The following is a 20,797-nucleotide window of genomic DNA, read 5'->3' on the forward strand; positions in this document are numbered from 1 at the left end:
TCACGAGAGTGGCGCCTCTCGGTAGCATGCGCACCATGGCAATCACATTGGAGAACGTGGGGATCGCGGTCCGCGACATCGAAGCGACGATCTCTTTCTTCACCGACCTGGGCCTCGAACTCGTCGGCCGCGACACGATCAGCGGCGAGTGGGCCGACACCGCCGTCGGCCTGGACGGGAACCACGCCAAGATCGCTGTGCTCAGAACGCCGGACGGTCACGGTCAACTGGAGCTCTTCGAGTACCTCCATCCCGACGCGATCGAGACGGAGCCCACCCTCCCGAATGAGATCGGCATGCACCGCGTCGCATTCTCGGTTGACGACATCGACGCGGCGCTGGAGATAGCCGCGCGACACGACTGCTATCCGCTTCGCGGCGTTGCGACATACCGGGATCTCTACAAACTCACGTACCTGAGGGGCCCCAGCGGTATCCTCGTCATGCTTGCCGAGGACCTGACGAAGAACTGACGCCGGCAACGCCCATTGCGGCACGGTCAGGGTCAGTCCCCAGCGAGGGAGTCCAGTGTTGCGACGGTTTCTGCGTCCAGCGTGACGCGGCCGGTGTCGACGTTCTCTCTGAGGTGGGTGAGGCTGCCGGTCCCTGGGATGAGGAGCATCTGTGGCGAGTGCTGCAGCAGCCAGGCGAGCCCGATCTGGGCCGGCGTGGCGCCGAGGGCCCTCGCGGCATCGAGAACCTCGGGTGCTTGGGTGACTTTGGGAAATCCGGGGAAGGCCGAGCCGAGCGGGAAATATGGCGCCCACGTGATGCCTTCGCGCTCAGCGAGTTCGAGCAGCGGTTCGTCGGAGCGAGCCAGCAAGCTGTACGAGTTCTGCACGGTGACGATGCCCGCAGGCAGCGCCTGTTGCAGCTGCTCGAGAGTCACGGTGCTCAGGCCGATGCCGCCGATCTTGCCCTCGTCGCGCAGGGCGATCATTTCGGCGAGCTGATCGTCAAGATCGACCACTTGGTCGCCAATCGCCTCGAGTCCGACTCCGCTGCCGGTGCGCCGTAGGTTCACTGCTCCCAGCCGATCCACGCCGAGGCCGGCGAGGTTGGCCTCGACCTCTTCGCGCAGCTCGTGCGGCTTCTGTGCAGACACCAACGGAGTGCCCTCGGGGCCGGTCTTCGCTCCCACTTTGCTCACGACCACGATGTCGTCGCCGAAAGGTGCGAGCGCTCTGCGCAGCATCTCGTTGGCGAATCCTGCGCCGTAGAACTGTGCCGTATCGAAGTGGTTGACGCCGAGTTCGACGGCCTGACGCAGAAGCGCGACCGCCGCGTCCGGAGCCACGCCAGCGTGCACCGGAAGCTCGCCCAACTGCATAGTTCCGTACCCGATTCGTGCGATCGGACGCCCGGCCAAGTGGGCTTCGCCGCCGGGCCGGAGAGTGGTGGTGTCTGACATGTGCGGGGCTCCTCTGACATACTGAGACGTAACGGAGGCTCCTCCGCAATCCGAACGATAGCATTAACGGAGGTGCCTCCGCTTATGGTTGCCGAGCATCCCACCGTCGACCCGACACTCGCCGGTGCCCCGGCCCCAATCGCGCCACGCGTCCGCGCGGACGCCCAACGCAATCGCGAGCGGATCCTCGAGGCCGCACGTGCCGCGTTCTCCTCCGGAGCCGAGCAGGTCAGCCTCGAGGCGATCGCCCGCGACGCCGGCGTCGGGATCGGCACCCTCTACCGACACTTCCCAACACGCGAGTCCCTGGTCGAGGTCGTTCACCGCGACGGGCTCGCGCTGGTCGTGGCCCGCGCCACGGAAATGCTCGGCACCCACGAACCGGCCACGGCTCTTCGACTCTGGATGGACGACTACGCCGACTTCGTGGGTCGCAAACGCGGCATGGCCGAGTCGTTGCGCGCGCTATCGAAGGCAGGTGTGATCGACCCATCCGACACCCGCGCCCTCATCACGGAGACTTTGCAGCGCTTCCTCGACGCGGGCGCACGGGCGGGCACCCTCCGCAACGACGTGCGAGCCGACGATATCGCCGCCAGCCTTGTCGGCATCTTCCTCGCCGCGAACTCACTCCAACCCGGGCAGGCGGGCAGGATGCTGGACCTGCTGTTCGCCGGCATCCGGTCCGGCTCCTGACGAAAAATGCGCCAGTGTGGTGACACAAGAGGACAGGATGGACTCCTCGCGGAGGACCTTCACGAAGGCAGGATCACATCCAAACGCCAAGGCGTTGCGTGGGCCAAACAGCACCTGGATGCTCGGTGGCATGGGCTCATCGACTTGTGCTGGCGCGAGCGGCAGGACACCGAGATCAATGTCTCACAACCGGCCGACCCTCACGCTTTCGAACAGACCGTCGAATTCATCGCGTGCACGACACGTCTCGCTGAGGCCTACCGGTAGGACGCGTGACGGCAGAGAAGGTGATCCGCCCAACTCCGCGACGGCGCGTTTCGCTCGGTCGCCCCGGTAGCTCACGGTGAATCACGCCACGCTAGTGTCGGACCGTGCGCCTAGGAGTATTGGACGTCGGTTCCAACACCATTCACCTGCTCGTTGTCGATGCTCACCCAGGTGCCCGACCGATACCAGCAGCTACACATAAGTCGGTCCTCCGCGTCATGCGGTACATCACGCCGGCTGGGGCTGTCAGCGACGAGGGCTGCGCTGTCATCCTGGACGCCATCACAGCGGCGATGCGTGTTGCTGATGAGGAGAACATCGACGAGCTTCTTCCTTTTGCGACGTCCGCCATTCGCGAGGCGACCAATGGCCCGGAACTCCTCGAAAGCATTCGGGCTCGGACCGGGGTCGATTTGCAAGTGCTCTCGGGCGGCGATGAGGCCCGTCTGACCTTCCTCGCTGTGCGCCGGTGGCTCGGATGGTCATCCGGGCGAATCCTCCTCCTCGACATCGGCGGCGGCTCGCTCGAGATCGCCGCAGGCGTCGACGAGTACCCCGACGTCGCCGTCTCCGTCCCTCTCGGTGCAGGACGGAGCACGATCAATTTCCTGCACGACGACCCGCCTTCGGAGCAGCAGCTGGACGCGCTCCGCAACCATGCACGAGCCACGCTGCACGAAGCAGTGCAGCAGTTCGAGCTTTCCGGCGACGACCATGTGATCGGCACCTCGAAGACGATCCGCTCGTTGGCACGTCTAGCCGGCTCGACCACATCCCGGCCCGGCGGCGCTGAACGCGTGACTCTGACTCAAGCCGGGCTCACCGACTGGGTGCCGCGACTGGCTCGCATCCCAGCGGACGCACGCGTGGCGCTCCCAGGGATCACCGCGGACCGCACCTTCCAGATCGTCGCCGGCAGCGTGGTCCTTCGCGAGGCGATGCGCGCCTTCGCGGTGGGCGAGCTCGAGGTGTGCCCCTGGGCTCTCCGAGAAGGCATCATCCTCCGTTACCTCGATCATCTGGAATAGCCGCCAAGGGCATGTCTTTGGAGAAGTATCCGGAGCGTGCCGCTCTGGCCGTCAGCTCCACATGCTCCCGGATGGCTTCCCGTGTCATCGGCCGCCGCTCGACCAGAGCGGTGTAGTAGATCGGGGCGAGGAGCTGAAGATGCAGGCGGGCCGCGTCAGTGTCTTCGCTCAGCTCGCCTCGAACGATCGCGTATTCCACGGCCGTTTGGACAGCCGTGAGACGTTGCTCCCGCCAGCGGCGGAAGGCAACCTGCAATTCGTCCGCATCGAATTCACCCGCGATGTACGCGCGCAGGATCGAGGATCCTGGATTGGTGGTGATGGTGGTACTGATCGTGGTCGCGACGTGCATCAGAGCCGATTCGAACGACGACGACGGGTCCGGCATGGCAACCAACTCGCCGCCGACGGCGACCACGGCATCAAGCACGAGCCGCTCCTTCGTCGACCACCGTCGGTACAAAGTGGATCGCGCAACCCCCGCACGCGAAGCGATGGAGTCGATGGTGACTGCCGCGTAAGGTCCGGCCGCTAACTCAGCAAGAGTCGCCTGATATACGGCTTCGGCGATGCGAGCCGCTCGACCCCCAGGACGAATCATCACGTTGTCTGCCATGCCGCCACAGTACTTCCACCGGTCGTTACCCGTCCCTATTTTGCCGCCACAATCGCTACACGGTGTAGCATTAGAGGCGTAGAGACCTGGCACTCGCGCTTCAAGCGAAGGAGGCGACATGGCATCCTCAACCTCTCGATACCGCGCGGTCTACGGGCTGGTCGTGGTTCCAAGCTTCGTCGTCGCGGTTCTGATGGCGGCGCTGTACCTGGTGGTGATGCCGCTGGTCCCGATCGTGGGCCACTACTACTTCTCCCAGCAGGCGCAAACATACGCGACGTATCAGGTGCCCCTCCTGATCCACATCGGCGCCGGTGCTGTCGCCCTGGTCCTGGGCCCGATCAACCTGATCGTCGCGCTGAGGCGAACCCCGGGAAGACGGCACCGCACGATCGGGAAGATCTACGCTGTCGCGGTTTCCGTCGCCGCGACCGGAGCCATTTTCATGTCCTTCCACGCCTACCCCGGGACGATCACGGGTGGCCAGATCATCGTCACAAGCGGATTCTTCCTCCTCGGCGTCGCCTGGCTGGTGACCCTTGCACTTGCGGTTCGGGCGATCGCCGTCAAACACGACATCGCCGCCCACCGATTCTGGATCATCGCCAACTTCAGCCTCACCTTCGTCGCAGTCGTTCTCAGAGCCGAGAATGCCGTCCTCCTGGCAACCGGCACGTTCGAAACCCTCTACCCCTTCCTTCCCTGGACCTCCGGCATACCGAACCTGGTCATCGCCATGGTCCTCGCCCGCAAGCTGAACCGACAACGTGCCCGCCGCACCCACCGACCACGTCAGCCAACGCTGACCAACCAAAACCCCTGAAAACCCGCAGCGTGTGCGTCGCATGCCGCCTGGCTTGCCGCAGCCGGTCCGCTGGGTTCACGCGGTGCGGATACGCCGCGCGATCCCGGGGTAGTCGACGACGAGGCCGTCCTCATCCACGGTCAGGTCTGCCATGAACTCGCTGTCCAGGCTGCGGTAGCGCACCACTCCCCAGCCGGACGACGGATCGAAGCCGGCAGCAGCGCTGTACGCCTGCCGGCTCGCCGTGACGGTGAGCGACGGGAGAGCCACCCACGCCATAGTGAGCTCGGTCTCCTCGAGACCGTCCAGAGCGCCGAGACGACGGATCGGCATCGTGTTCGTGACAGGAGAGAGTGCAAGATCGCAGTCGAGCGCACCGTCGACCGCATGGACGTCGGAAAGGCCGGGGCGCGGCATCGGCTCCCCGTGGTATTCGGCCTCTCCCTGGGCGGAGCTCGAGCTGTCCCATCGCCCCTGCCCGTCCCTGCTCAACTCCAGCGTGCGCGTGAAGGTGCGCCCTGAGACGGACACCGCCAGCCTGCGGGTGACCCAGTCGGGTCCTGTCACCAGCACCCAGCTGGCAACGTAGTCGGTCGTCCGCGATGTGCCGAGAACATCGAGACGATCGACGCCGAACGTCACGACGGCCGTCTCCAGCCGCTCGGCGTCCTCGTCCCCGGTCCACTCCACGTGCCGCACTGCTCCCCGCATCGGGTCAGCTCCTTTCCCGCACACCGTTCGCCGAGATGCCGGCGATGCCGGTCTCGCTACCAGGGGTCGACGGTCGACCCGCCCCACTCCTCCGGCGCCACGTCAGCGATGGACTGGGTGAACATCCAGCGGTGGCCGGCCAAGTCGGCGGCGGCGTACTGCCGCTCGCCATAGGAATGGGTCGCGGGTTCGCTCAGTATCCTCGCCCCGGCCGCCAGCGCGTTCCGGTAGTGGGCGTCGACATCGTCCACGCGGACCATCACCGAGTGAGTGGCTGCGGTGTCAACGTCGGGCGACCGGCGTCCTTGCGAAGCATCCGCAACGATCAGGGCTCCGTCACCGAATCCAAGTTGCGCCCGATGGTCCCCGATCCGGACATGCTCAACGAAGCCGAAGACGCGCGTCAGCCACGCCACCGCGTCCCCAACGTTCGGATACGTAAGGACCGGCGTGACTGACGATGACGGAACGGACCGGTTGCGCGGCATGACCGAGTCCCGCTAGCTTCCGAGCCGGGCCTGAAGGATGGCGATCCTCTGAAATTGTGGGGGCTCGGCGAAGAGGTCAGCGTTGCGGGCGGACGAGACCGGACCGCCAGTCGAGAGATGATCGGTATTCGGCCTGACCTCGAAATGTGCGAGTACACCTACGGCGGTCATCGTTCTCCCTGCTCTGTGATGCGCGGTCATTCTGCTCCCGCAGTTTGTCAGCCGTAGCCGCGCCGAAGGAGTGTCTTTGCCGCACTGCGGTCAGCTCTTCCGGCGCCATTGTGAGCTTCTCGATGAAGGCCAACGCGGCTTTGAGCTTGTCCGAAATCGGAGCCGCGCGGAAGTCCGCGAGCGCATCGTCGACGACCGCCTTCGGCATGCCGCGGATCGCCACGGCGCTGTGGGCACCGACGCAGAACGGGCACATGTTCCATGTTGCGACCATGGCCGCCATGAGTTCGCGCTCGGACACCGACCAAGTGCTGGGTCCCCGCATCGCCCGCTGGGTCCACGCTCCGATGGTGGGGCCCGCGAAGTCCTGTCGGTAGAACGCCACCCGCGCTGCATCCGGCAACCGCATCCCTGACAGGCGCGAGATCGTGGCAATCAGCATCCTGTGACGGAGGGTGTCGCCCCGCTCCACTTCAGGTAGCCGCATGATCGGCTTCTTCGATCGCCTTCTGGGCGGCCTCCCAACGCCGCAGGCCCGCAGCGACGGCTACGGTGAGGACGACTTCGAACGCGTCCTTTTCGGAGCCCGTCTCCAGCAGCACCGCCTGAACCTGTGCGTTCGTGACACGGAACGATTGGTCAGCGATCTGCTCGGCGAGCGCGTCATACGGTACGGCCAATGCCGGGCCGCCGGAGGCTCGGGCCAGGATGGCGAGGCGGAGCTTCGGATCGAGGGTGCCGGTATTCTCCACCCTCGACCGGAGATCACCGGCAAGCTGAGAATGCTTGCCCTCCATCGCGTGTGGCATGCGGAAACGCTACGCCGGACGCGCTGCTCCCGAAAGACCCGTCGAATCCACGTCGTCACTATGGTGAGACCGATGATTGGAGCGACCTGATGCTCATGAGACACCGCAATGAAGAGCCGTCGATCGACGCGACTGCCTACGTGGCGCCGTCCGCCGTCATCGTGGGGAACGTTCGGATCGCGCCGGGATGCCGGATCCTGCACGGGGCGGTGATCACTGCCGAGGATGGCGAAGTCACCATCGGCGAGAACACCATCGTTATGGAGCACGCACTGATCCGGGGACGATCCGGACACCCTGCCCACATCGGCGCTGCCGTCATGATCGGCCCCCACGCCCACGTCAACGGGAGCGCTGTGGGTGACGAAGCGTTCATCGCAACCGGCGCTTCTCTCTTTCCCGGTAGCCGCGTCGGCCAGGGAGCCGAGGTCCGCATCAATGGCGTCGTCCAGGTCAACACGGTGGTGGAGGCGGGTGCCGTCGTTCCGATCGGATGGGTTGCGGTCGGTGACCCTGCCTCGATCCTCTCGCCGGAACGTCATGAGGAGATCTGGGCGATTCAGCGGGAGCTCGACTTCAGGGGAACCGTCTACGGGGCCGGACCGGACGTGCCGATGAGGGATCTCATGCGGCAGCAGTCGGAGTACTACGGCGCACATTCAGAGGACCAGATCATCGAGGGCTAACAGCCTGCGCGTTCGTAGGCCGCCGAGCGTCGCCACGGACCGAGATCCGGCGCGGCTGTTGGCGGAGATGGGGGTCGGAATCTCCGACGGGCCGAGGTAGGTCGGAGGTTCGGACGCACACGTGGCCGAACCTCCGACCGAGGCGGGCGGCAGCCTACCCCCTCGTGGGCCGCCGACAGTTGCCTCGGTCGGAGATCGAGCGGCTATCGTCGGAGATGGGTGCCGGAATCTCCGACGGGCCGCGGTAGGTCGGAGATCCTGACGCGAACATGGCCGAACCTCCGACGGAGGCGGGCGGCAGCCTACCCGTCGGTGGCCGAATGTCCGACGGAGGCGGACTCCGTTGCCGACGCGATCCTGCGGAGGTAGGCCAAAGTGCTGATCCCGGCCAGCACGACCACAACGATCGAAGCGAGAATAAGCACGTCCATGGGTCATCACCCTAACGACATGTCATCTCCGCAGGGCCGGACTGTCCGACCCGCACGGAACGCCCCGCGATGTCGTCGAGGTCGCGCGCCCAGGCGACTTCCCGTTCGAGCTGGCCCGTTTCCGTGAAGAGGCGCACCTGTTGCGTATCCGGGAGCACGGCCGCGAGCGCGTCGCGGTCGGCCAGTGAGAATCCGAGCTTCTGCCAGAACGGGCCCGATCGACGCGAGAACAGCCATGCTCGCGTCGCGCCCGATCGAGCTGCTTCCTCAAGCGCGAACCTCGCGAGGTCAGTGCCCTCCCCGGCGGTCCTCCGTGTGCTGGTGACCGCGACGCTTCGAATCAAGGCGTTCGCGCCGTCGGCGCTGAGCTCGAAACCGGTGCTGCCGATGATGCTGCCGTCAGGTCCGCGATCCACCCAGACTCGGACGGCAGGCGACTCGAGCCCGGCAATGGTCAGGTCGGCTTGGCTCAGAAAGGCGCGCAATTCATCCACATCGTCGTTCGTCACCGGCGAGTAGGTCATGACTCATGCTCTCGCACCAATGCGCCCATATTGCCGGTTACCGGACGGAAACGCGGTCGAAATCCGGGCTGGGTACTGTCAGCGAATGGGTGATCTGTTCGGCGGGTACCGGGTGCTGGCAGGCAAGCGGCGCCGTGGGCGCGGGCAGGCCTGGGACGAGATGTTCTCGGGGCACACGAAGGCTGTATCGGCCGAGCACACCCGAGCGCCGTACCGCGAACTGTTCGCCGCACTCGCCGCACTGACGCAGGAGGACCTGAGGGGCCGAACGGACGCGTTGGCCAGCTCCTACCTGGCGCAAGGGGTCACGTTCGACTTCGCCGGCGAGGAGCGGCCGTTTCCGCTGGACGTCGTGCCCCGGGTCATCGAGCAGGAGGAGTGGCGGCGCGTCGAGGCGGGTATCAAGCAGCGGGTCCTGGCGCTCGAGGCCTTTCTGAGCGACGTCTACGGTCCGCAGAATGCGGTGCGCGACGGCGTCATACCGGCCGGCCTGATCACGTCGTCGGCACACTTCCATCGAGCGGCAGCGGGCATCGAGAGCGCCAACGGAGTGCGCATCCAGGTGTCGGGCATCGATTTGATCCGGGATGAACGCGGACAGTGGCGCGTGCTCGAAGACAACGTCCGCGTTCCGAGCGGCGTGAGCTACGTGATCTCGAACCGCCGGGTGATGGCGCAGACCCTGCCCGAGCTCTTCACCTCCATGCGCGTCCGCCCGGTCGGCGACTACCCGTACCGGCTGCTGCAAGCGTTGAAGGCGAGCGCGCCCGGCGGCATGGAGTCGCCGAACGTGGTGGTGCTGACCCCAGGTGTCTACAACTCGGCCTATTTCGAGCACACGCTGTTGGCCCGGCTGATGGGCGTCGAGCTCGTGGAGGGGCGCGACCTGTTCTGCTCGGGCGGCAAGGTGTGGATGCGCACGACCTCCGGCCCACAGCGCGTCGACGTGATCTATCGCCGCATCGACGATGAGTTCATCGATCCACTCCAGTTCCGGGTCGACTCCGTGCTCGGGACCCCTGGGCTGATGCTGGCCGCGCGTCTCGGCAACGTGACGATCGCGAACGCCATCGGCAACGGCGTTGCGGACGACAAGCTCGTGTACACCTACCTTCCCGACCTCATCCGCTATTACCTGGCGGAGGAGCCGTTGCTGCCCAACGTGGACACCTGGCGGCTGGAGGAGCCTGAGGCGCTCGAGGAGGTGCTCGACCGGCTCGACGAGCTCGTCATCAAACCGGTCGACGGTTCCGGCGGCAAAGGGCTCGTGATCGGACCGGATGCGTCGAAGAGCGAGCTCGCGGAGTTGCGCGCCCGGCTGGTCGACGATCCGCGCGGCTGGATCGCGCAACCCGTCGTGCAGTTGTCGACCATCCCGACCCTGGTGGAGGAGGGCATGCGCCCACGCCACGTCGACCTGCGTCCGTTCGCCGTCAACGACGGCCGGGACGTGTGGGTCCTCCCCGGCGGCCTCACCAGGGTGGCGCTCGGGGAGGGCCGTCTCGTGGTCAACAGCAGCCAGGGCGGCGGTTCCAAAGACACCTGGGTGGTGGGGATGACCGGCTCGCCGCACGATCCGGATGCCGAATCCCGCGGGGTGTCGGGTCTCGTGGCCGACCAGGCGGCGACGTCGCTGGCCTCCTACGGCACCCAGCACGCGCCGGACCATTCGGAGCAGGATGCACCGCGCAGTGACCAGCAGCAACAGCAACAACAACAACAGTCGAGCCCGCCGACCTCGCCGACGGGCGAGGAGGAGGGGCCATGCTGAGCCGAATCGCGTCAAGCCTGTTCTGGATCGGCCGGTACATCGAGCGCAGCGACGGCACCGCACGCATCCTCGACGTGCACCTGCAACTACTGCTCGAGGATCCGTGGATCGACGAGGACACCGCCTGCCGGTCCCTGCTCGGAGTCATGGGCAGTGACGCCCCGGACGGGGTGCTCGCACGTGAGGACGTGCTGCGCATCCTCGCGGTCGACCGCACGGCGCCTGCCTCGATCGTCTACTCGCTCAGCGCTGCCCGCGAGAACGCGCGCCGGGCTCGGGAGATCGTCTCCACCGAGATGTGGGAGTGCCTCAACACCACCGCGGCGAGGATGCCGCGCAAGGTGACCAGCGACAAGGTACACGAGTTCTTCAACTGGGTGCGCGATCGCACCGCACTTGCCGTCGGCATCATGGATTCCGGTGCGAGCCGTGACGACGCGTGGCACTTCTTCACCCTGGGTCGCAGCCTGGAACGCGCGGACATGACCGCGCGGCTGCTGGCGACTCGATCTCTCACCGAGGCGAGTGGGCCCAGCTGGACGACCATCCTGCGCTCCTGCGGTGCGTACGAGGCCTACCTCCGCACCTACCGCGGGGTTCCTTCGGCGCGGAATGCGGCGGAGTTCGTACTGCACGACCGTCTGTTCCCGCGGTCGATCCTCTTCTCGGTCACCCGGGCTGCCGAGAGTCTCCGCGACCTCGAACCGCGGCTGGAGCGGGCGGGTGTCTCCGACCGTGCGCTCCGGCTGCTTGGGCAGATCCAGAGCGAGCTGGAGTTCCGCCCCGTCGCCGAGGTTCTCGACGACCTCCCAGCGCACATGTCGTCGATCCAGGAAGCGACGAGCGCGGCCACCGAGGCCATCCGCCGCCGGTACTTCCCCGAGAACGTGGCACCCAGCTGGATGGGAGACGCACGATGAAACGGTTGAGGATCGTCCATGCAACCGGCTTCCGCTACGGCGGCGAAGTCACCGCGTCCCACAACGAAGCGAGAATGCTCCCGGTGTCGGGCGTCCGGCAACTGGTGCTCCATGCGAACCTCGACGTGCAGCCGGTGTCCTCCCATCACCAGTACACGGACTACTGGGGCACCCGCGTTCTCGCGTTCGACGTGCTCGCACCCCACAAAGAATTGACGATAACGGCGAGCAGCCTTGTGGAGGTGCGGGAGGAGCCGCATCCCGACAGCGGATTGGACCGCGCGGAGCTGGAAGCGGTCGTGCAGCGCTCGGGCGAGCACATGCAGCAGCTGTGGCAGACCCCGCTGACAGCACCACCGCCATCCGTGGTGGAGCTCGCCGCGGCTGCCAGGGAAACGGCCGGCGACGACCCGTGCGCGACGGGCTTGCGCATCTGCGAAGAGGTCGGCGATGCGATGGAGTATGTGAGCGGAGTGACGGGCGTGAGCTCGACGGCCGCCGACGCGTGGGGATCGCGCAAGGGCGTGTGTCAGGACATCGCGCACGTGGCGGTCGGTGCGTTGCGGTCGGCCGGGCTGCCGGCCCGCTACGTCTCCGGGTACCTGCATCCACGGGACGACGCTGCGATCGGCGAGACGGTGGCGGGCGAATCGCACGCCTGGGTGGAATGGTTCTGCGGAACCTGGCATGGTTACGATCCGACCAACGGCATCCCCATCGGGGATCGGCATGTGCGGGTCGGCCACGGCCGCGACTACACCGACGTCGCGCCCCTGCGCGGGGTGTACGCCGGGACCGCAGGGTCCGAGCTGTTCGTGTCGGTGTCCATCACCCGGGAGTCGTGAGCCGGGAATCGTGTTTCACTCAGACGATGGGGTTCGAAGTCGCCCAACTCGCCGCCCCCAGGGCTCTTCTATGACTACGTGTTCGACAACCCGATAACCGGGCCGAGTATCGACCCGGATATCGCTCAGCTGGTCTCGCTCGTTGGCGTGTTCGGCTTTTGGGTGGGCTGTGTGCGCATGTTCCGCGGTCAGGATGAGGCGGTCCTCCCACCGCGACCCCTGGTGGCAGCTGACGCATCGGAGCCAGGGCAGCTGGCTTCTGGCCGTATGGTGTTTGGCCTTCGCGTCGAGAGTGAGCGCGCCGGGCGCCGTTGTTCAACGAGCACGGTGACGGCCTGCAGGTCTGATGCTCGATCGGTCGTGGGTCACCTCGCTGCTGTCGCGTGGATCTCGACGAGCAGCTCGGGGAGCGCGAGCCTCGCCACGCCGATCAAGCTCGCGGCCCGCTTGACGCCGGCTTCGCCCAGGCGCGCTCCGACCGCGGGTGCCGCTTGCAGGTACGCGTCGACGTCGGTGACGTAGGTCGTCACTTGGACGATGTCGGCCAGCTCGAAGCCTGCCTCGCGGAGAACGGTCTCGAGGTTGGCGATCGCCTGTAGCGCCTGTTCCTGCATTTGGCCGACATTGATGGGATTTCCATCCTCGTCGACGGAGGTTTGGCCGGAGCAGTAGAGGACCTGCTCGGCACCCGTGACTTTGTTCGCCTGGATCAACCCGAATCGGTCTTGCCAGCTCCAAGGGTTGATGATCTGCTTCTCCATGGCGTCAGCGTCCGGCTTCGGCGCCGCTGAACATGGCCAGGAGGTCGTCGTAGTTGCCGTTGGCTTGGGCGTCGCGGATGAACCGGGCGCGCTCGACGACGATCTCCTTGGCGTCAGGCTCGGCGGCCAGGAGGTCCATGGCCTCGGTGAGGAAGTCCGCCAGCGGCATGGCGTCCTCGCTGTCCTGCTGGCCCATCAGGGTCGTGCGTACGCCCGGGGGCACCAGCTCGATCACCTGGACGCCGGCGGCGGCGACCTGCACGCGCAGGCTCTCGCTGAAGGAGTGCAGCGCGGCCTTGGTCGCGTTGTAGGTCGGGGTGATCGGGAACGGGACGAACGCCAGCGCGGAGGAGACGTTGATGACCACCGCGTCGCTCTGGTCGACCAACAGCGGCAGGAACGCGTAGACCATCCGGATCGTGCCGAGCAGGTTGGTGGCGATGGTGTCCTCGGCAACCTCCAGTGAGCCGGGGTCCAGGAGGCTCTCCGGGAGCTGGATGCCGGCGTTGTTGATCAGGACGTTCAGCTGCGGATGGCGGGTCGCCACCGCCTCACGGGCGCGAGCGATCGACTCCGGATCCGCGATGTCCAACGCGATCGTGTCGATGCCAGGGTGCTCGGCGGCGACCTCGTCGAGCAGCTCCTGACGGCGGCCGGCCACAATCACCTGATTACCCTGCTCGTGGAACGTCCGGGCCAAGCCGAGCCCGATGCCCGAAGTGCCGCCAGTGATCAAGATGGTGTTGCCGCTTGTCTTCATGTGTCTTCCTTCTGACGATGGGCGCCCGAGTGGCGCCCATTGGACAGTATCCAATTGATACTGGGTACTTCAACGTGCTATAGATACCTAGTGGAAACTAAAGGAAACTGGCTGCAGGGCGATGTGTTCGATCGGGAGTGCCCGTCCCGGCTGGTGCTGAGCCGCCTCGGCGACAAGTGGACGATTCTGATCGTCATCGCCCTGAGCTCCGGCGTGCACCGCTTCTCGGAGCTTCGAGACCGCATCGGCGAGGTGACCCCAAAAGTCCTCACGCAGTCGCTGCGCGCCCTCGAGCGCGACGGGATCGTGGAGCGCACCGTCTACGCCGTCGTCCCACCCAAGGTCGAATATCAGCTCACCGACCTCGGCCGGTCCCTGCTCGAGCCGATCGCCGCCGTAAAAGCATGGGCCGAGAGCAACTACGGAGCGGTCCTCGACGCCCGCGCTCGTCAGCTCACCTAGGTACAGTGGCGCACGTTCGGAACGGTCCTCTCGTGGGCGAAGTTCAAGAAAGCTACACCTCCGGATCAATCCTTCCCGAACGGTGCATCGACCGGTTGAGACCACCATCCCGCAGTGGCCCACTGTTCGATTCCGGAGAGAAGGTGACCTTGCAGACAGCTGACGGGACGCGATTCATGTTCGACAGGAACGGCTTCGGCCAAGAGGAGCCAGGCAAGAGGCTTTCGCGATTCGTGACAGTTGCCCCATCCGCACGCTAGGTCCGCCACTCGCCGTGGCCGGCGCCTGGTGGACTAGCATTCGGGGATGACGAATCCGGCTCCGATCGACGATGTCCCGATCGGTGGCGAGGTCATCCGCCTCGGCCAGTTCCTGAAGTTCGCTGGGCTCCTCGACTCCGGCGGAGACGTGAAAGAGGCCATCCTCGACGGCCTTGTGGCCGTGAACGGCGAGGTCGATCGCCGACGCGGGCGGCAGCTGCAGGTGGGGGACATCGTCAGCTTCGACGGGCGCAGAGTTCACGTCCGCCCCTGAGCGTGGGCCGCCACCGCCCTCGATTACGGAACGTGACGGTAGGGATGCGCGCCGGCGTAGCCGTGCCGCATCCTGGTGCGATGACCCGGCAGATCCGTTTCAATGCGTTCGACATGAACTGCGTCGCCCACCAGTCGTCCGGCCTGTGGCGGCACCCGGACGACCAGTCGTGGCGCTACAAGGACCTCACCTACTGGACCGAGCTGGCCAAGCTGCTGGAGCGCGGCACCTTCGACGGCATCTTCATCGCGGACGTGCTCGGCACGTACGACGTGTACGGCGGCAACAACGAGGCCGCGATCCGCCACGGCGCGCAGGTTCCGGTGAACGACCCGCTCCTGCTCGTCTCGGCGATGGCCCTCGTCACCGACAACCTCGGCTTCGGGATCACCGCCGGCACCGCCTACGAGCACCCCTACCCGTTCGCCCGCCGGATGTCGACGCTCGACCACCTGACCAACGGCCGGGTCGGCTGGAACGTGGTCACCGGGTACCTGCCCTCCGCCGCGCGCAACATGGGACACGATGACCAGCTGCAGCACGACGACCGCTACGACCACGCCGACGAGTACCTGGAGGTGCTCTACAAGCTGTGGGAGGGCTCCTGGGAGGACGACGCCGTCGTGCGCGACCGCGAGAGCGGCGTCTTCACGGACCCGTCGAAGGTGCACGAGATCGGCCACACCGGCAAGCACTTCACCGTGCCGGGCATCCACCTCTCCGAGCCGAGCCCGCAGCGCACGCCCGTGATCTACCAGGCGGGCGCCTCCAAGCGCGGCATCTCGTTCGCGGCCGAGAACGCCGAGGCGATCTTCGTTGCCGCATCGACGAAGGAAGGCCTCAAGGCCACCGTCAGCAAGCTCCGGGATGCGCTCGAGGCGGCCGGCCGCGACCGCTACTCGGCGCGCATCTACACGCTGCTGACGGTCATCACCGACGAGACCAGCGAGAAGGCGCAGGCGAAGTTCGAGGACTTCCTGCAGTACACGAGCGACGAGGGCGCGCTGGTGTTCATGTCCGGCTGGATGGGCGTGGACCTGTCGCAGTACGACCTGGACGAGCCCATCGGCAACGTGCAAAGCAACGCCATTCAGTCGGCGGTGGCCAACTTCCAGCTCCCGAACGCGGACGGCGGGCAGTGGACGGTGCGCGACATCGGACGCAACGGGGCGATCGGCGGCCTGGGGCCGTTCATCGTCGGCTCGGGCGCCGAGATCGCCGACCGGCTGCAGGAGTGGGTCGAGGAGACCGACGTCGACGGGTTCAACCTCGCGTACGCGATCACACCGGGCACCTTCGAAGACATCGTGGAGTTCGTCATCCCGGAGCTGCGCAAACGCGGCGCCTACCCGGAGGAGTACGCGCCCGGAACGCTCCGCAACAAGCTGCACGGCGCAGGCGACCGCCTCCCGGACACGCACCGCGGTGCCCGCTACAAGGTCGGCGCCACCGTACCTGCGAACGGCTGACCCCGACCCGCGGAACCTGGGGATCTGTGGGGCATCGACCCTCGTGAAGAACTTCGGTTCTGGATACGCTCGCCACATGCAGGCCAGTTTTATCGCGAGCGGTGAGGTTCCGCAGATCGTCGACGGCAGATCGACTTTCTGGGTCCGGTTATGGACTCCACCGGCCGCCACTCAACGTTCTTGGTTCGTAGACGAATGGGAGATCTCGGACGCGACTGACGCTCTATCAGTCATTGAGTGGGCTCGCGAACGAACTTCCCTGGACGGCACTTTCGAAGTGTTTGTCGAGTACACGGATCATGCCGTTCGGGGCGACTCCGAGTACGTCCCGCTCAAGCGACACATTCGTATTTACGGAGCGCCGGCTGATGAAGGCGGCGTGACCGAAGAAGTTACCTTCTCCGCGAACTGAATCGTCGCAACGGTGCAACGGCTTTCGAAGCACTGCATCACGGCTCGTAGTCGTAGAACGCGAAGTCGAAGAACTCGTCGCGCTCGTCGCCGTTCTGTTCGCTCTCGTCGACTTCGGGCAGCTTTTCGATGCGCACCGTCGAACCGGAGGTGATCAGGATGCGCACCGTCCCCCGATGGATGCTCGTGACGGCCACGAAGTCGCCGCCGGAGCGGAGCGCGGCGACAACGGCCCGCTCGAAAGAGTCCACATCCTGATCGGACATCGGATAGCGGATTCCGTCGACGTAGGCGAGAAAGGCCATCTAAAATCCCCTCGCACCGGCTGCGTTCCTTGAACCGCTCACTATACGCTCGCGATCCCAGCGAGCCAGCGGGAGAGGTGGACGTCCGCAGGAAAGTCGAAGACTGGCAATGTGTCGGTGTATCTGGCTTTCCTTCGCGAACAGGATCATGCTTGCGGTAACCCTCCGGTTGACGTGAAGCCTCGTTGGCACCGATTCTTTGCCCCCTTCCGGACATACCGAGGAGGGGACTTCGCATGGGCTATCTCAGCCTGGACGGTCGCGAGACAGAGTTCGACGATCGAACGCTCGCGCACCTGCACATCGTCATCATCAACCGGCTTCGCCACGGGCACAGCTTCGCGTTCTCGTGGAAGGACACCGAGGCCGGCGGCGGTGGCCGGAACTGCGTCTGGCTGCACCCCGCCAGCAACCTCCGCTTCCACTTCTCGACGTCGCGCACGCCGTCCATCAACCGGGAGTGGCTGCAACAGCTCGCCGAGTCCGCCGAGAGTTCACGCGGTCTCGTCGTGCTGCCCGAGCCGCGACTTGACGGCGAGCGCGCACCCGAACCCGGGTGCGATCAAGCGGAGAGCCGCCCCGAGACCGCACGCACCGTCGACGCGCCCTTCGAGGGCTACGCGCGGACGTAGCCTGGGAGCCATGACAGGAATCGCTCCCACGGACATCGCCGCGGCGCTCGCCGGCGTCACGGAACATTGGACGCCTCGCGTCGTCGGGCGGGTCAACGACCAGTACGTGAAGGTCGCGAAACTCCTCGGCGAGTTCGTCTGGCACACCCACGAGAACGAGGACGAGCTGTTCCTCGTCGTGTCCGGAACCTTGCGCATCCAACTCGAGGGCGACGCCGAGGTGCGGATCGGGCCGGGGCAGTTCTACGTCGTCCCCCGGGGTGTCCGGCACAACCCGATCGCCGAGCAGGAAGTGGAGATCGTGCTCATCGAGACGGTGACCACGTCCCATACCGGAGATGTGAAGCACGAGCGTTCCGTGCCGATCGACGAACAACTGTCTGAGCTGTAGGCCTCAGTCGTCGCCGTCGACCAGCCTGCGGAGCTCGGCGCGGAGTCCGGCGAGTCGCTCGCTCCGTCCGGCGGGGTCGGGATCGGCCCAGGCGCGGTCGATGCGGAGCTCGATCTCGCGGGAGATCTCGCCCCAGGCCTCCGCACGGGCGCGTTCGACGACATCCAACAGGAACCGTTCGTCGGACGCCTGCCGCCTGAGCGCCTCGGCCGTCGAGTGCGCCAGCGACTGCCTGCGGCTCAGGTTGCCCGCATCGACCGGGCGGTAGTCGTGGGAGTGCTCCGGCTCGCCCTCGAGCACCGTCGCCAACCGATGCTCGGCGGCCAGGCGCGCTTCCGCTGCGCCAGCTTCGTCGGAGAGTGCCAGGAGGGCATCCCGGGCGACCCCGACGAAGAGGGCCGGCGTGAAGGCCGCATCGGTCGCGCTCAGCATGTCGGTGATGATGGAGTTACGGACGGTCATCCGAACCGCGAAATCCGCCAGCAGCAGACCCTCTTCCAGAGCGCGGTCGGGGCTGATGGGCTCCGTCGGCGGCAGGCGCGCCTCGTCGAAGGGGCGCATCGGGACGCGTGGCGGCCTCGGGCGGAAGAAATGCCGCGGACGGAAGAAGGGCATGGCCTCGCTCCTTCCGCCCGCAGGTCCTCTCCACCGGTCCGTCCAGCCCGGGTCAGATCCGATCGAGCCAGGTGAGCCGGGAGCCGTCCTCGACGATGTGCGAGGCCAGCTCGGTGTTGAAGGCGACACCGTGCTGTGCACTCATGTGCGCCGCGAAGGCGTCGGCGTCCGTGTACTCCTCGTAGACGAAGAACGCGGCGGGGTCGTCCGTGAGCCGGTGAGCGATGAACGCCACGTTCCCCGGTTCCTGCCGGACCTTCTCCGCCAGGCCGGTCACGAGACGGTGAACCTCCTCCTCGTGACCGGGCCGGGCGGTGAACTCGGCGTAGAGCGTCTTGGTCTCAGCCAAGCTTGGCTCCTGTCATGATGGCCACCGCGTCCGTCATCGAGTGCGACTGGGGCGTGATGGTGGCCGCGCGCTTGCCGAGGCGCTGGATGTGGATGCGGTCGGCGACCTCGAACACGTGCGGCATGTTGTGGCTGATCAGGATCACCGGGATGCCGCGGTCGCGCAGGTTCTTCACGAGCTCCAGCACCTGCTTGGACTCGCGCACACCGAGAGCCGCAGTCGGCTCGTCGAGCACGACGACCTTGGAGCCGAATGCTGCCGCACGGGCGACCGCGACCGCCTGGCGCTGGCCGCCGGAGAGGTTCTCCACCGGCACGCTGACATCCTGAAGCGTCGTGATGCCCAGAGTGGTGAGCTCGTCCTTCGCCTGCTTGCGCATCTTCTTGGTGTCCATGATCCGGAACACGGAGCCGAGCACGCCCGCGCGTCGCAGCTCGCGACCCAGGAACAGGTTGGACGCGACGTCCAGCGCCGGGGAGACCGCCAGGTTCTGGTAGACGGTCTCGATGCCGGCGATGCGGGCGTCCTGGGGGCGGCGGAAATGAATCGGGTGCCCGTCGAGCAGGATCTCGCCCTCGTCCGGGATCTCCGCGCCGGTGAGGCACTTGATCAGAGTGGACTTGCCTGCACCGTTGTCGCCGATGACCGCGAGCACCTCGCCGGGGTAGAGCTCGAGGCTGACACCGTCCAGGCCGACGACACGTCCGAACGTCTTCACCAGACGACGGGCCTGCAGCACGGGCGTGCGGGTCTCCACGGGAGCCGAGGACGGGTTGTCCGTTGCGATAGTCACTTTCGTACCTTCCGAATCCACTGGTCGACCGCGACGGCGACGATGACGAGGATGCCCACTGCGAGCACCTGGTAGAGCACGTCCAGCCCGGCGACGGCCAGGCCTTCCTCGAAGACGCCGACGATGAGGGCTCCGAGCAGGGTGCCCCAGACGGTTCCTCGTCCGCCGAAGAGGCTGGTGCCGCCGATCACCACAGCGGTGATCGACTCGAGGTTGGTCGAGACGGCGTCGTTCGGGCCGATGCCGTCCACGCGTCCGATCAGCACCCAGGCGCCGACCGCGAGGATCGCACCGGCTGCCAGGTAGACGCTCAACAGGACCCGGTTGACCCGGATACCGGCGAGGCGGGCCGCCTCAGCGTCGTCACCGACCGCGTAGACGTGACGACCCCAGGCGGTCCGGCCGAGGATGGTCGCGACGATCGCGTAGAGGATGACCATCACCACGACGCCGTACGTGATCTGCACGCCACCGACATTGAAGGTGTTGCCCAGGGCGGTGATCATCCCGGGTAGGTTCTGGCCCTGCACGGACGCGCTGTTCGAGTACAACAGCAGGACGGCGGTGAAGATGCTCAGCGTGCCGAGGGTGACGATGAACGGCGGCAGCTTCAGACGCGTCACCAGGAGGCCGTTGAGCAATCCGGTCGCGATGCCGGCGATCAGGCCGAGGAGCAGGCTCAGCGGCCAGGGCACGTGGTTGTTCGCCGCGGTCTGCGCGATGACGAGACCGGCGAGGGTGGTCGCCGCACCGACGGAGAGGTCGATGCCGGAGGTGAGGATGATCAGCGTCTGGGCGATGCCGATGGTGCCGACCACCGCGACCTGCTGCGTGATCAGCGAGAGGTTGCCCGGGTTGAGGAACCGCGGGTTGATCACGCCGAAGACGATCACGGAGAGCACCAGGACGATCGCTGGGCTCAGGGCCGGGTAGCGGTGAAGCAGTCCCCGCACCCGGGTGAGCGGCGTCGTCCGGTGGAGGAACTCCTGGGCGAGGTCCAGCTCCGATGTCGGAGGGCTCGTCTGCGCGGCCGGCGTGGTCTGCGCTTCGGTCTTACCCGTGGTTTGATGACTCACGATCTGTTGCTCCTGAACTTCTCTGTTCGGTGCGATGGCTGGTGAAACCACGCTAGTCCG

30 protein-coding genes are annotated in these 20,797 nt (G+C 66.3%); 15 read left to right on the top strand and 15 right to left on the bottom strand.

The window, feature by feature from the left end; translation table 11 throughout:
• Positions 1-35 precede the first annotated feature (35 nt).
• Entirely contained in the window at positions 36-473 is a 438-nt protein-coding gene (locus AB4079_RS00850; protein WP_441785383.1) for a VOC family protein, read from the top strand.
• Between the two features lie 32 nt (positions 474-505).
• On the opposite strand, the gene AB4079_RS00855 is transcribed toward AB4079_RS00850, so the two are convergent.
• Positions 506-1,411 carry an aldo/keto reductase gene (locus AB4079_RS00855; RefSeq protein WP_441785384.1) on the bottom strand — a complete coding sequence of 302 codons (906 nt, stop codon included), beginning with the start codon at positions 1,409-1,411 and terminating at the stop codon, positions 506-508.
• A gap of 72 nt (positions 1,412-1,483) precedes the next feature.
• Between AB4079_RS00855 and AB4079_RS00860 the strand changes: the two genes are divergently transcribed.
• The 3 genes from AB4079_RS00860 to AB4079_RS00870 all read left to right on the top strand — a co-directional run bounded on the left by AB4079_RS00860 (position 1,484) and on the right by AB4079_RS00870 (position 3,402).
• Entirely contained in the window at positions 1,484-2,107 is a 624-nt protein-coding gene (locus AB4079_RS00860) for a TetR/AcrR family transcriptional regulator (RefSeq protein ID WP_441785385.1), read from the top strand.
• Positions 2,108-2,113: 6 nt separating this feature from the next.
• The gene (locus tag AB4079_RS00865) at positions 2,114-2,374 is read left to right on the top strand and encodes an aminoglycoside adenylyltransferase domain-containing protein (protein WP_441785386.1); all 261 of its coding nucleotides are present in this window, start codon (positions 2,114-2,116) and stop codon (positions 2,372-2,374) included.
• A gap of 218 nt (positions 2,375-2,592) precedes the next feature.
• Positions 2,593-3,402 carry a Ppx/GppA phosphatase family protein gene (locus AB4079_RS00870; protein ID WP_441785387.1) on the top strand — a complete coding sequence of 270 codons (810 nt, stop codon included), beginning with the start codon at positions 2,593-2,595 and terminating at the stop codon, positions 3,400-3,402.
• Here AB4079_RS00870 and AB4079_RS00875 read toward each other — a convergent pair.
• The gene (locus AB4079_RS00875; RefSeq protein WP_441785388.1) at positions 3,371-4,018 is read right to left on the bottom strand and encodes a TetR/AcrR family transcriptional regulator; all 648 of its coding nucleotides are present in this window, start codon (positions 4,016-4,018) and stop codon (positions 3,371-3,373) included. The genes AB4079_RS00870 and AB4079_RS00875 overlap by 32 nt on opposite strands.
• A gap of 118 nt (positions 4,019-4,136) precedes the next feature.
• Between AB4079_RS00875 and AB4079_RS00880 the strand changes: the two genes are divergently transcribed.
• Entirely contained in the window at positions 4,137-4,841 is a 705-nt protein-coding gene (locus AB4079_RS00880) for a DUF2306 domain-containing protein (protein ID WP_441785389.1), read from the top strand.
• A gap of 57 nt (positions 4,842-4,898) precedes the next feature.
• Here AB4079_RS00880 and AB4079_RS00885 read toward each other — a convergent pair whose 3' ends face one another.
• The 4 genes from AB4079_RS00885 to AB4079_RS00900 all read right to left on the bottom strand — a co-directional run bounded on the left by AB4079_RS00885 (position 4,899) and on the right by AB4079_RS00900 (position 7,002).
• Positions 4,899-5,534 carry a putative glycolipid-binding domain-containing protein gene (locus tag AB4079_RS00885; protein ID WP_441785390.1) on the bottom strand — a complete coding sequence of 212 codons (636 nt, stop codon included), beginning with the start codon at positions 5,532-5,534 and terminating at the stop codon, positions 4,899-4,901.
• A 56-nt stretch (positions 5,535-5,590) separates the two neighbouring features.
• Positions 5,591-6,022 (bottom strand): VOC family protein, encoded by a 432-nt coding sequence (locus tag AB4079_RS00890; RefSeq protein ID WP_441785391.1) that lies wholly within the window; start codon positions 6,020-6,022, stop codon positions 5,591-5,593.
• A gap of 76 nt (positions 6,023-6,098) precedes the next feature.
• Positions 6,099-6,635, bottom strand: a complete 537-nt coding sequence (locus AB4079_RS00895; RefSeq protein ID WP_441785392.1) for a carboxymuconolactone decarboxylase family protein — start codon at positions 6,633-6,635, stop codon at positions 6,099-6,101.
• Positions 6,636-6,666: 31 nt separating this feature from the next.
• A complete protein-coding gene (locus tag AB4079_RS00900) occupies positions 6,667-7,002 on the bottom strand; it encodes a hypothetical protein (RefSeq protein ID WP_441785393.1) in 336 nt (111 codons plus the stop codon).
• An 89-nt stretch (positions 7,003-7,091) separates the two neighbouring features.
• Here AB4079_RS00900 and AB4079_RS00905 point away from each other — a divergent pair, with 89 nt between their 5' ends.
• Entirely contained in the window at positions 7,092-7,688 is a 597-nt protein-coding gene (locus tag AB4079_RS00905) for a gamma carbonic anhydrase family protein (protein ID WP_441785394.1), read from the top strand.
• A 302-nt stretch (positions 7,689-7,990) separates the two neighbouring features.
• Here the strand turns inward: AB4079_RS00905 and AB4079_RS00910 are convergent, their stop codons facing one another.
• Positions 7,991-8,119: a hypothetical protein gene (locus AB4079_RS00910; RefSeq protein WP_441785395.1), complete on the bottom strand. Its 129-nt coding sequence runs from the start codon at positions 8,117-8,119 to the stop codon at positions 7,991-7,993.
• Between the two features lie 11 nt (positions 8,120-8,130).
• Entirely contained in the window at positions 8,131-8,643 is a 513-nt protein-coding gene (locus AB4079_RS00915) for a GNAT family N-acetyltransferase (protein ID WP_441785396.1), read from the bottom strand.
• A gap of 85 nt (positions 8,644-8,728) precedes the next feature.
• Between AB4079_RS00915 and AB4079_RS00920 the strand changes: the two genes are divergently transcribed.
• Genes AB4079_RS00920 through AB4079_RS00930 form a run of 3 tightly spaced genes read left to right on the top strand, consistent with a single transcriptional unit; the run spans position 8,729 to position 12,179 of the window.
• Complete coding sequence (locus AB4079_RS00920) at positions 8,729-10,414, top strand: circularly permuted type 2 ATP-grasp protein (RefSeq protein WP_441785397.1); 1,686 nt, start codon at positions 8,729-8,731, stop codon at positions 10,412-10,414.
• Positions 10,408-11,334, top strand: a complete 927-nt coding sequence (locus AB4079_RS00925; protein WP_441785398.1) for an alpha-E domain-containing protein — start codon at positions 10,408-10,410, stop codon at positions 11,332-11,334. The genes AB4079_RS00920 and AB4079_RS00925 overlap by 7 nt, the downstream gene beginning before the upstream one ends.
• Complete coding sequence (locus tag AB4079_RS00930; protein ID WP_441785399.1) at positions 11,331-12,179, top strand: transglutaminase family protein; 849 nt, start codon at positions 11,331-11,333, stop codon at positions 12,177-12,179. The genes AB4079_RS00925 and AB4079_RS00930 overlap by 4 nt, the downstream gene beginning before the upstream one ends.
• A gap of 365 nt (positions 12,180-12,544) precedes the next feature.
• Here AB4079_RS00930 and AB4079_RS00935 read toward each other — a convergent pair whose 3' ends face one another.
• Positions 12,545-12,940: a RidA family protein gene (locus AB4079_RS00935; protein ID WP_441785400.1), complete on the bottom strand. Its 396-nt coding sequence runs from the start codon at positions 12,938-12,940 to the stop codon at positions 12,545-12,547.
• 4 nt (positions 12,941-12,944) lie between these two features.
• Positions 12,945-13,700, bottom strand: coding sequence for an SDR family oxidoreductase (locus tag AB4079_RS00940; protein WP_441785401.1), 756 nt, complete (start codon positions 13,698-13,700; stop codon positions 12,945-12,947).
• 90 nt (positions 13,701-13,790) lie between these two features.
• On the opposite strand from AB4079_RS00940, the gene AB4079_RS00945 reads away from it, so the two are divergent.
• From AB4079_RS00945 to AB4079_RS00960, 4 genes are all read left to right on the top strand, one after another.
• Positions 13,791-14,162 (top strand): winged helix-turn-helix transcriptional regulator, encoded by a 372-nt coding sequence (locus AB4079_RS00945; protein ID WP_441785402.1) that lies wholly within the window; start codon positions 13,791-13,793, stop codon positions 14,160-14,162.
• 306 nt (positions 14,163-14,468) lie between these two features.
• The gene (locus tag AB4079_RS00950) at positions 14,469-14,696 is read left to right on the top strand and encodes an RNA-binding S4 domain-containing protein (protein ID WP_441785403.1); all 228 of its coding nucleotides are present in this window, start codon (positions 14,469-14,471) and stop codon (positions 14,694-14,696) included.
• An 80-nt stretch (positions 14,697-14,776) separates the two neighbouring features.
• Entirely contained in the window at positions 14,777-16,165 is a 1,389-nt protein-coding gene (locus AB4079_RS00955) for an LLM class flavin-dependent oxidoreductase (protein ID WP_441785404.1), read from the top strand.
• A gap of 76 nt (positions 16,166-16,241) precedes the next feature.
• Positions 16,242-16,577: a hypothetical protein gene (locus AB4079_RS00960; RefSeq protein WP_441785405.1), complete on the top strand. Its 336-nt coding sequence runs from the start codon at positions 16,242-16,244 to the stop codon at positions 16,575-16,577.
• Positions 16,578-16,614: 37 nt separating this feature from the next.
• On the opposite strand, the gene AB4079_RS00965 is transcribed toward AB4079_RS00960, so the two are convergent.
• Entirely contained in the window at positions 16,615-16,881 is a 267-nt protein-coding gene (locus AB4079_RS00965) for a hypothetical protein (protein WP_441785406.1), read from the bottom strand.
• A gap of 236 nt (positions 16,882-17,117) precedes the next feature.
• On the opposite strand from AB4079_RS00965, the gene AB4079_RS00970 reads away from it, so the two are divergent.
• Together AB4079_RS00970 and AB4079_RS00975 are read left to right on the top strand one after the other, a co-directional pair.
• Positions 17,118-17,513 (top strand): DUF7882 family protein, encoded by a 396-nt coding sequence (locus tag AB4079_RS00970; protein WP_441785407.1) that lies wholly within the window; start codon positions 17,118-17,120, stop codon positions 17,511-17,513.
• A 10-nt stretch (positions 17,514-17,523) separates the two neighbouring features.
• Positions 17,524-17,904, top strand: coding sequence for a cupin domain-containing protein (locus tag AB4079_RS00975; protein WP_441785408.1), 381 nt, complete (start codon positions 17,524-17,526; stop codon positions 17,902-17,904).
• Positions 17,905-17,907: 3 nt separating this feature from the next.
• On the opposite strand, the gene AB4079_RS00980 is transcribed toward AB4079_RS00975, so the two are convergent.
• Genes AB4079_RS00980 through AB4079_RS00995 form a run of 4 tightly spaced genes read right to left on the bottom strand, consistent with a single transcriptional unit; the run spans position 17,908 to position 20,737 of the window.
• The gene (locus AB4079_RS00980) at positions 17,908-18,519 is read right to left on the bottom strand and encodes a hypothetical protein (RefSeq protein WP_441785409.1); all 612 of its coding nucleotides are present in this window, start codon (positions 18,517-18,519) and stop codon (positions 17,908-17,910) included.
• A 52-nt stretch (positions 18,520-18,571) separates the two neighbouring features.
• Positions 18,572-18,868, bottom strand: coding sequence for a putative quinol monooxygenase (locus AB4079_RS00985; RefSeq protein WP_441785410.1), 297 nt, complete (start codon positions 18,866-18,868; stop codon positions 18,572-18,574).
• Positions 18,861-19,655, bottom strand: coding sequence for an ATP-binding cassette domain-containing protein (locus AB4079_RS00990; protein WP_441785894.1), 795 nt, complete (start codon positions 19,653-19,655; stop codon positions 18,861-18,863). Before AB4079_RS00990 ends, AB4079_RS00985 begins: the two co-directional genes overlap by 8 nt.
• A 2-nt stretch (positions 19,656-19,657) precedes the next feature.
• Entirely contained in the window at positions 19,658-20,737 is a 1,080-nt protein-coding gene (locus AB4079_RS00995) for an ABC transporter permease (protein ID WP_441785411.1), read from the bottom strand.
• Between the last annotated feature and the right edge of the window lie 60 nt (positions 20,738-20,797).

The sequence above is a fragment of the Leifsonia sp. 2MCAF36 genome, assembly GCF_052115525.1.
Taxonomy (GTDB): domain Bacteria; phylum Actinomycetota; class Actinomycetes; order Actinomycetales; family Microbacteriaceae; genus Leifsonia.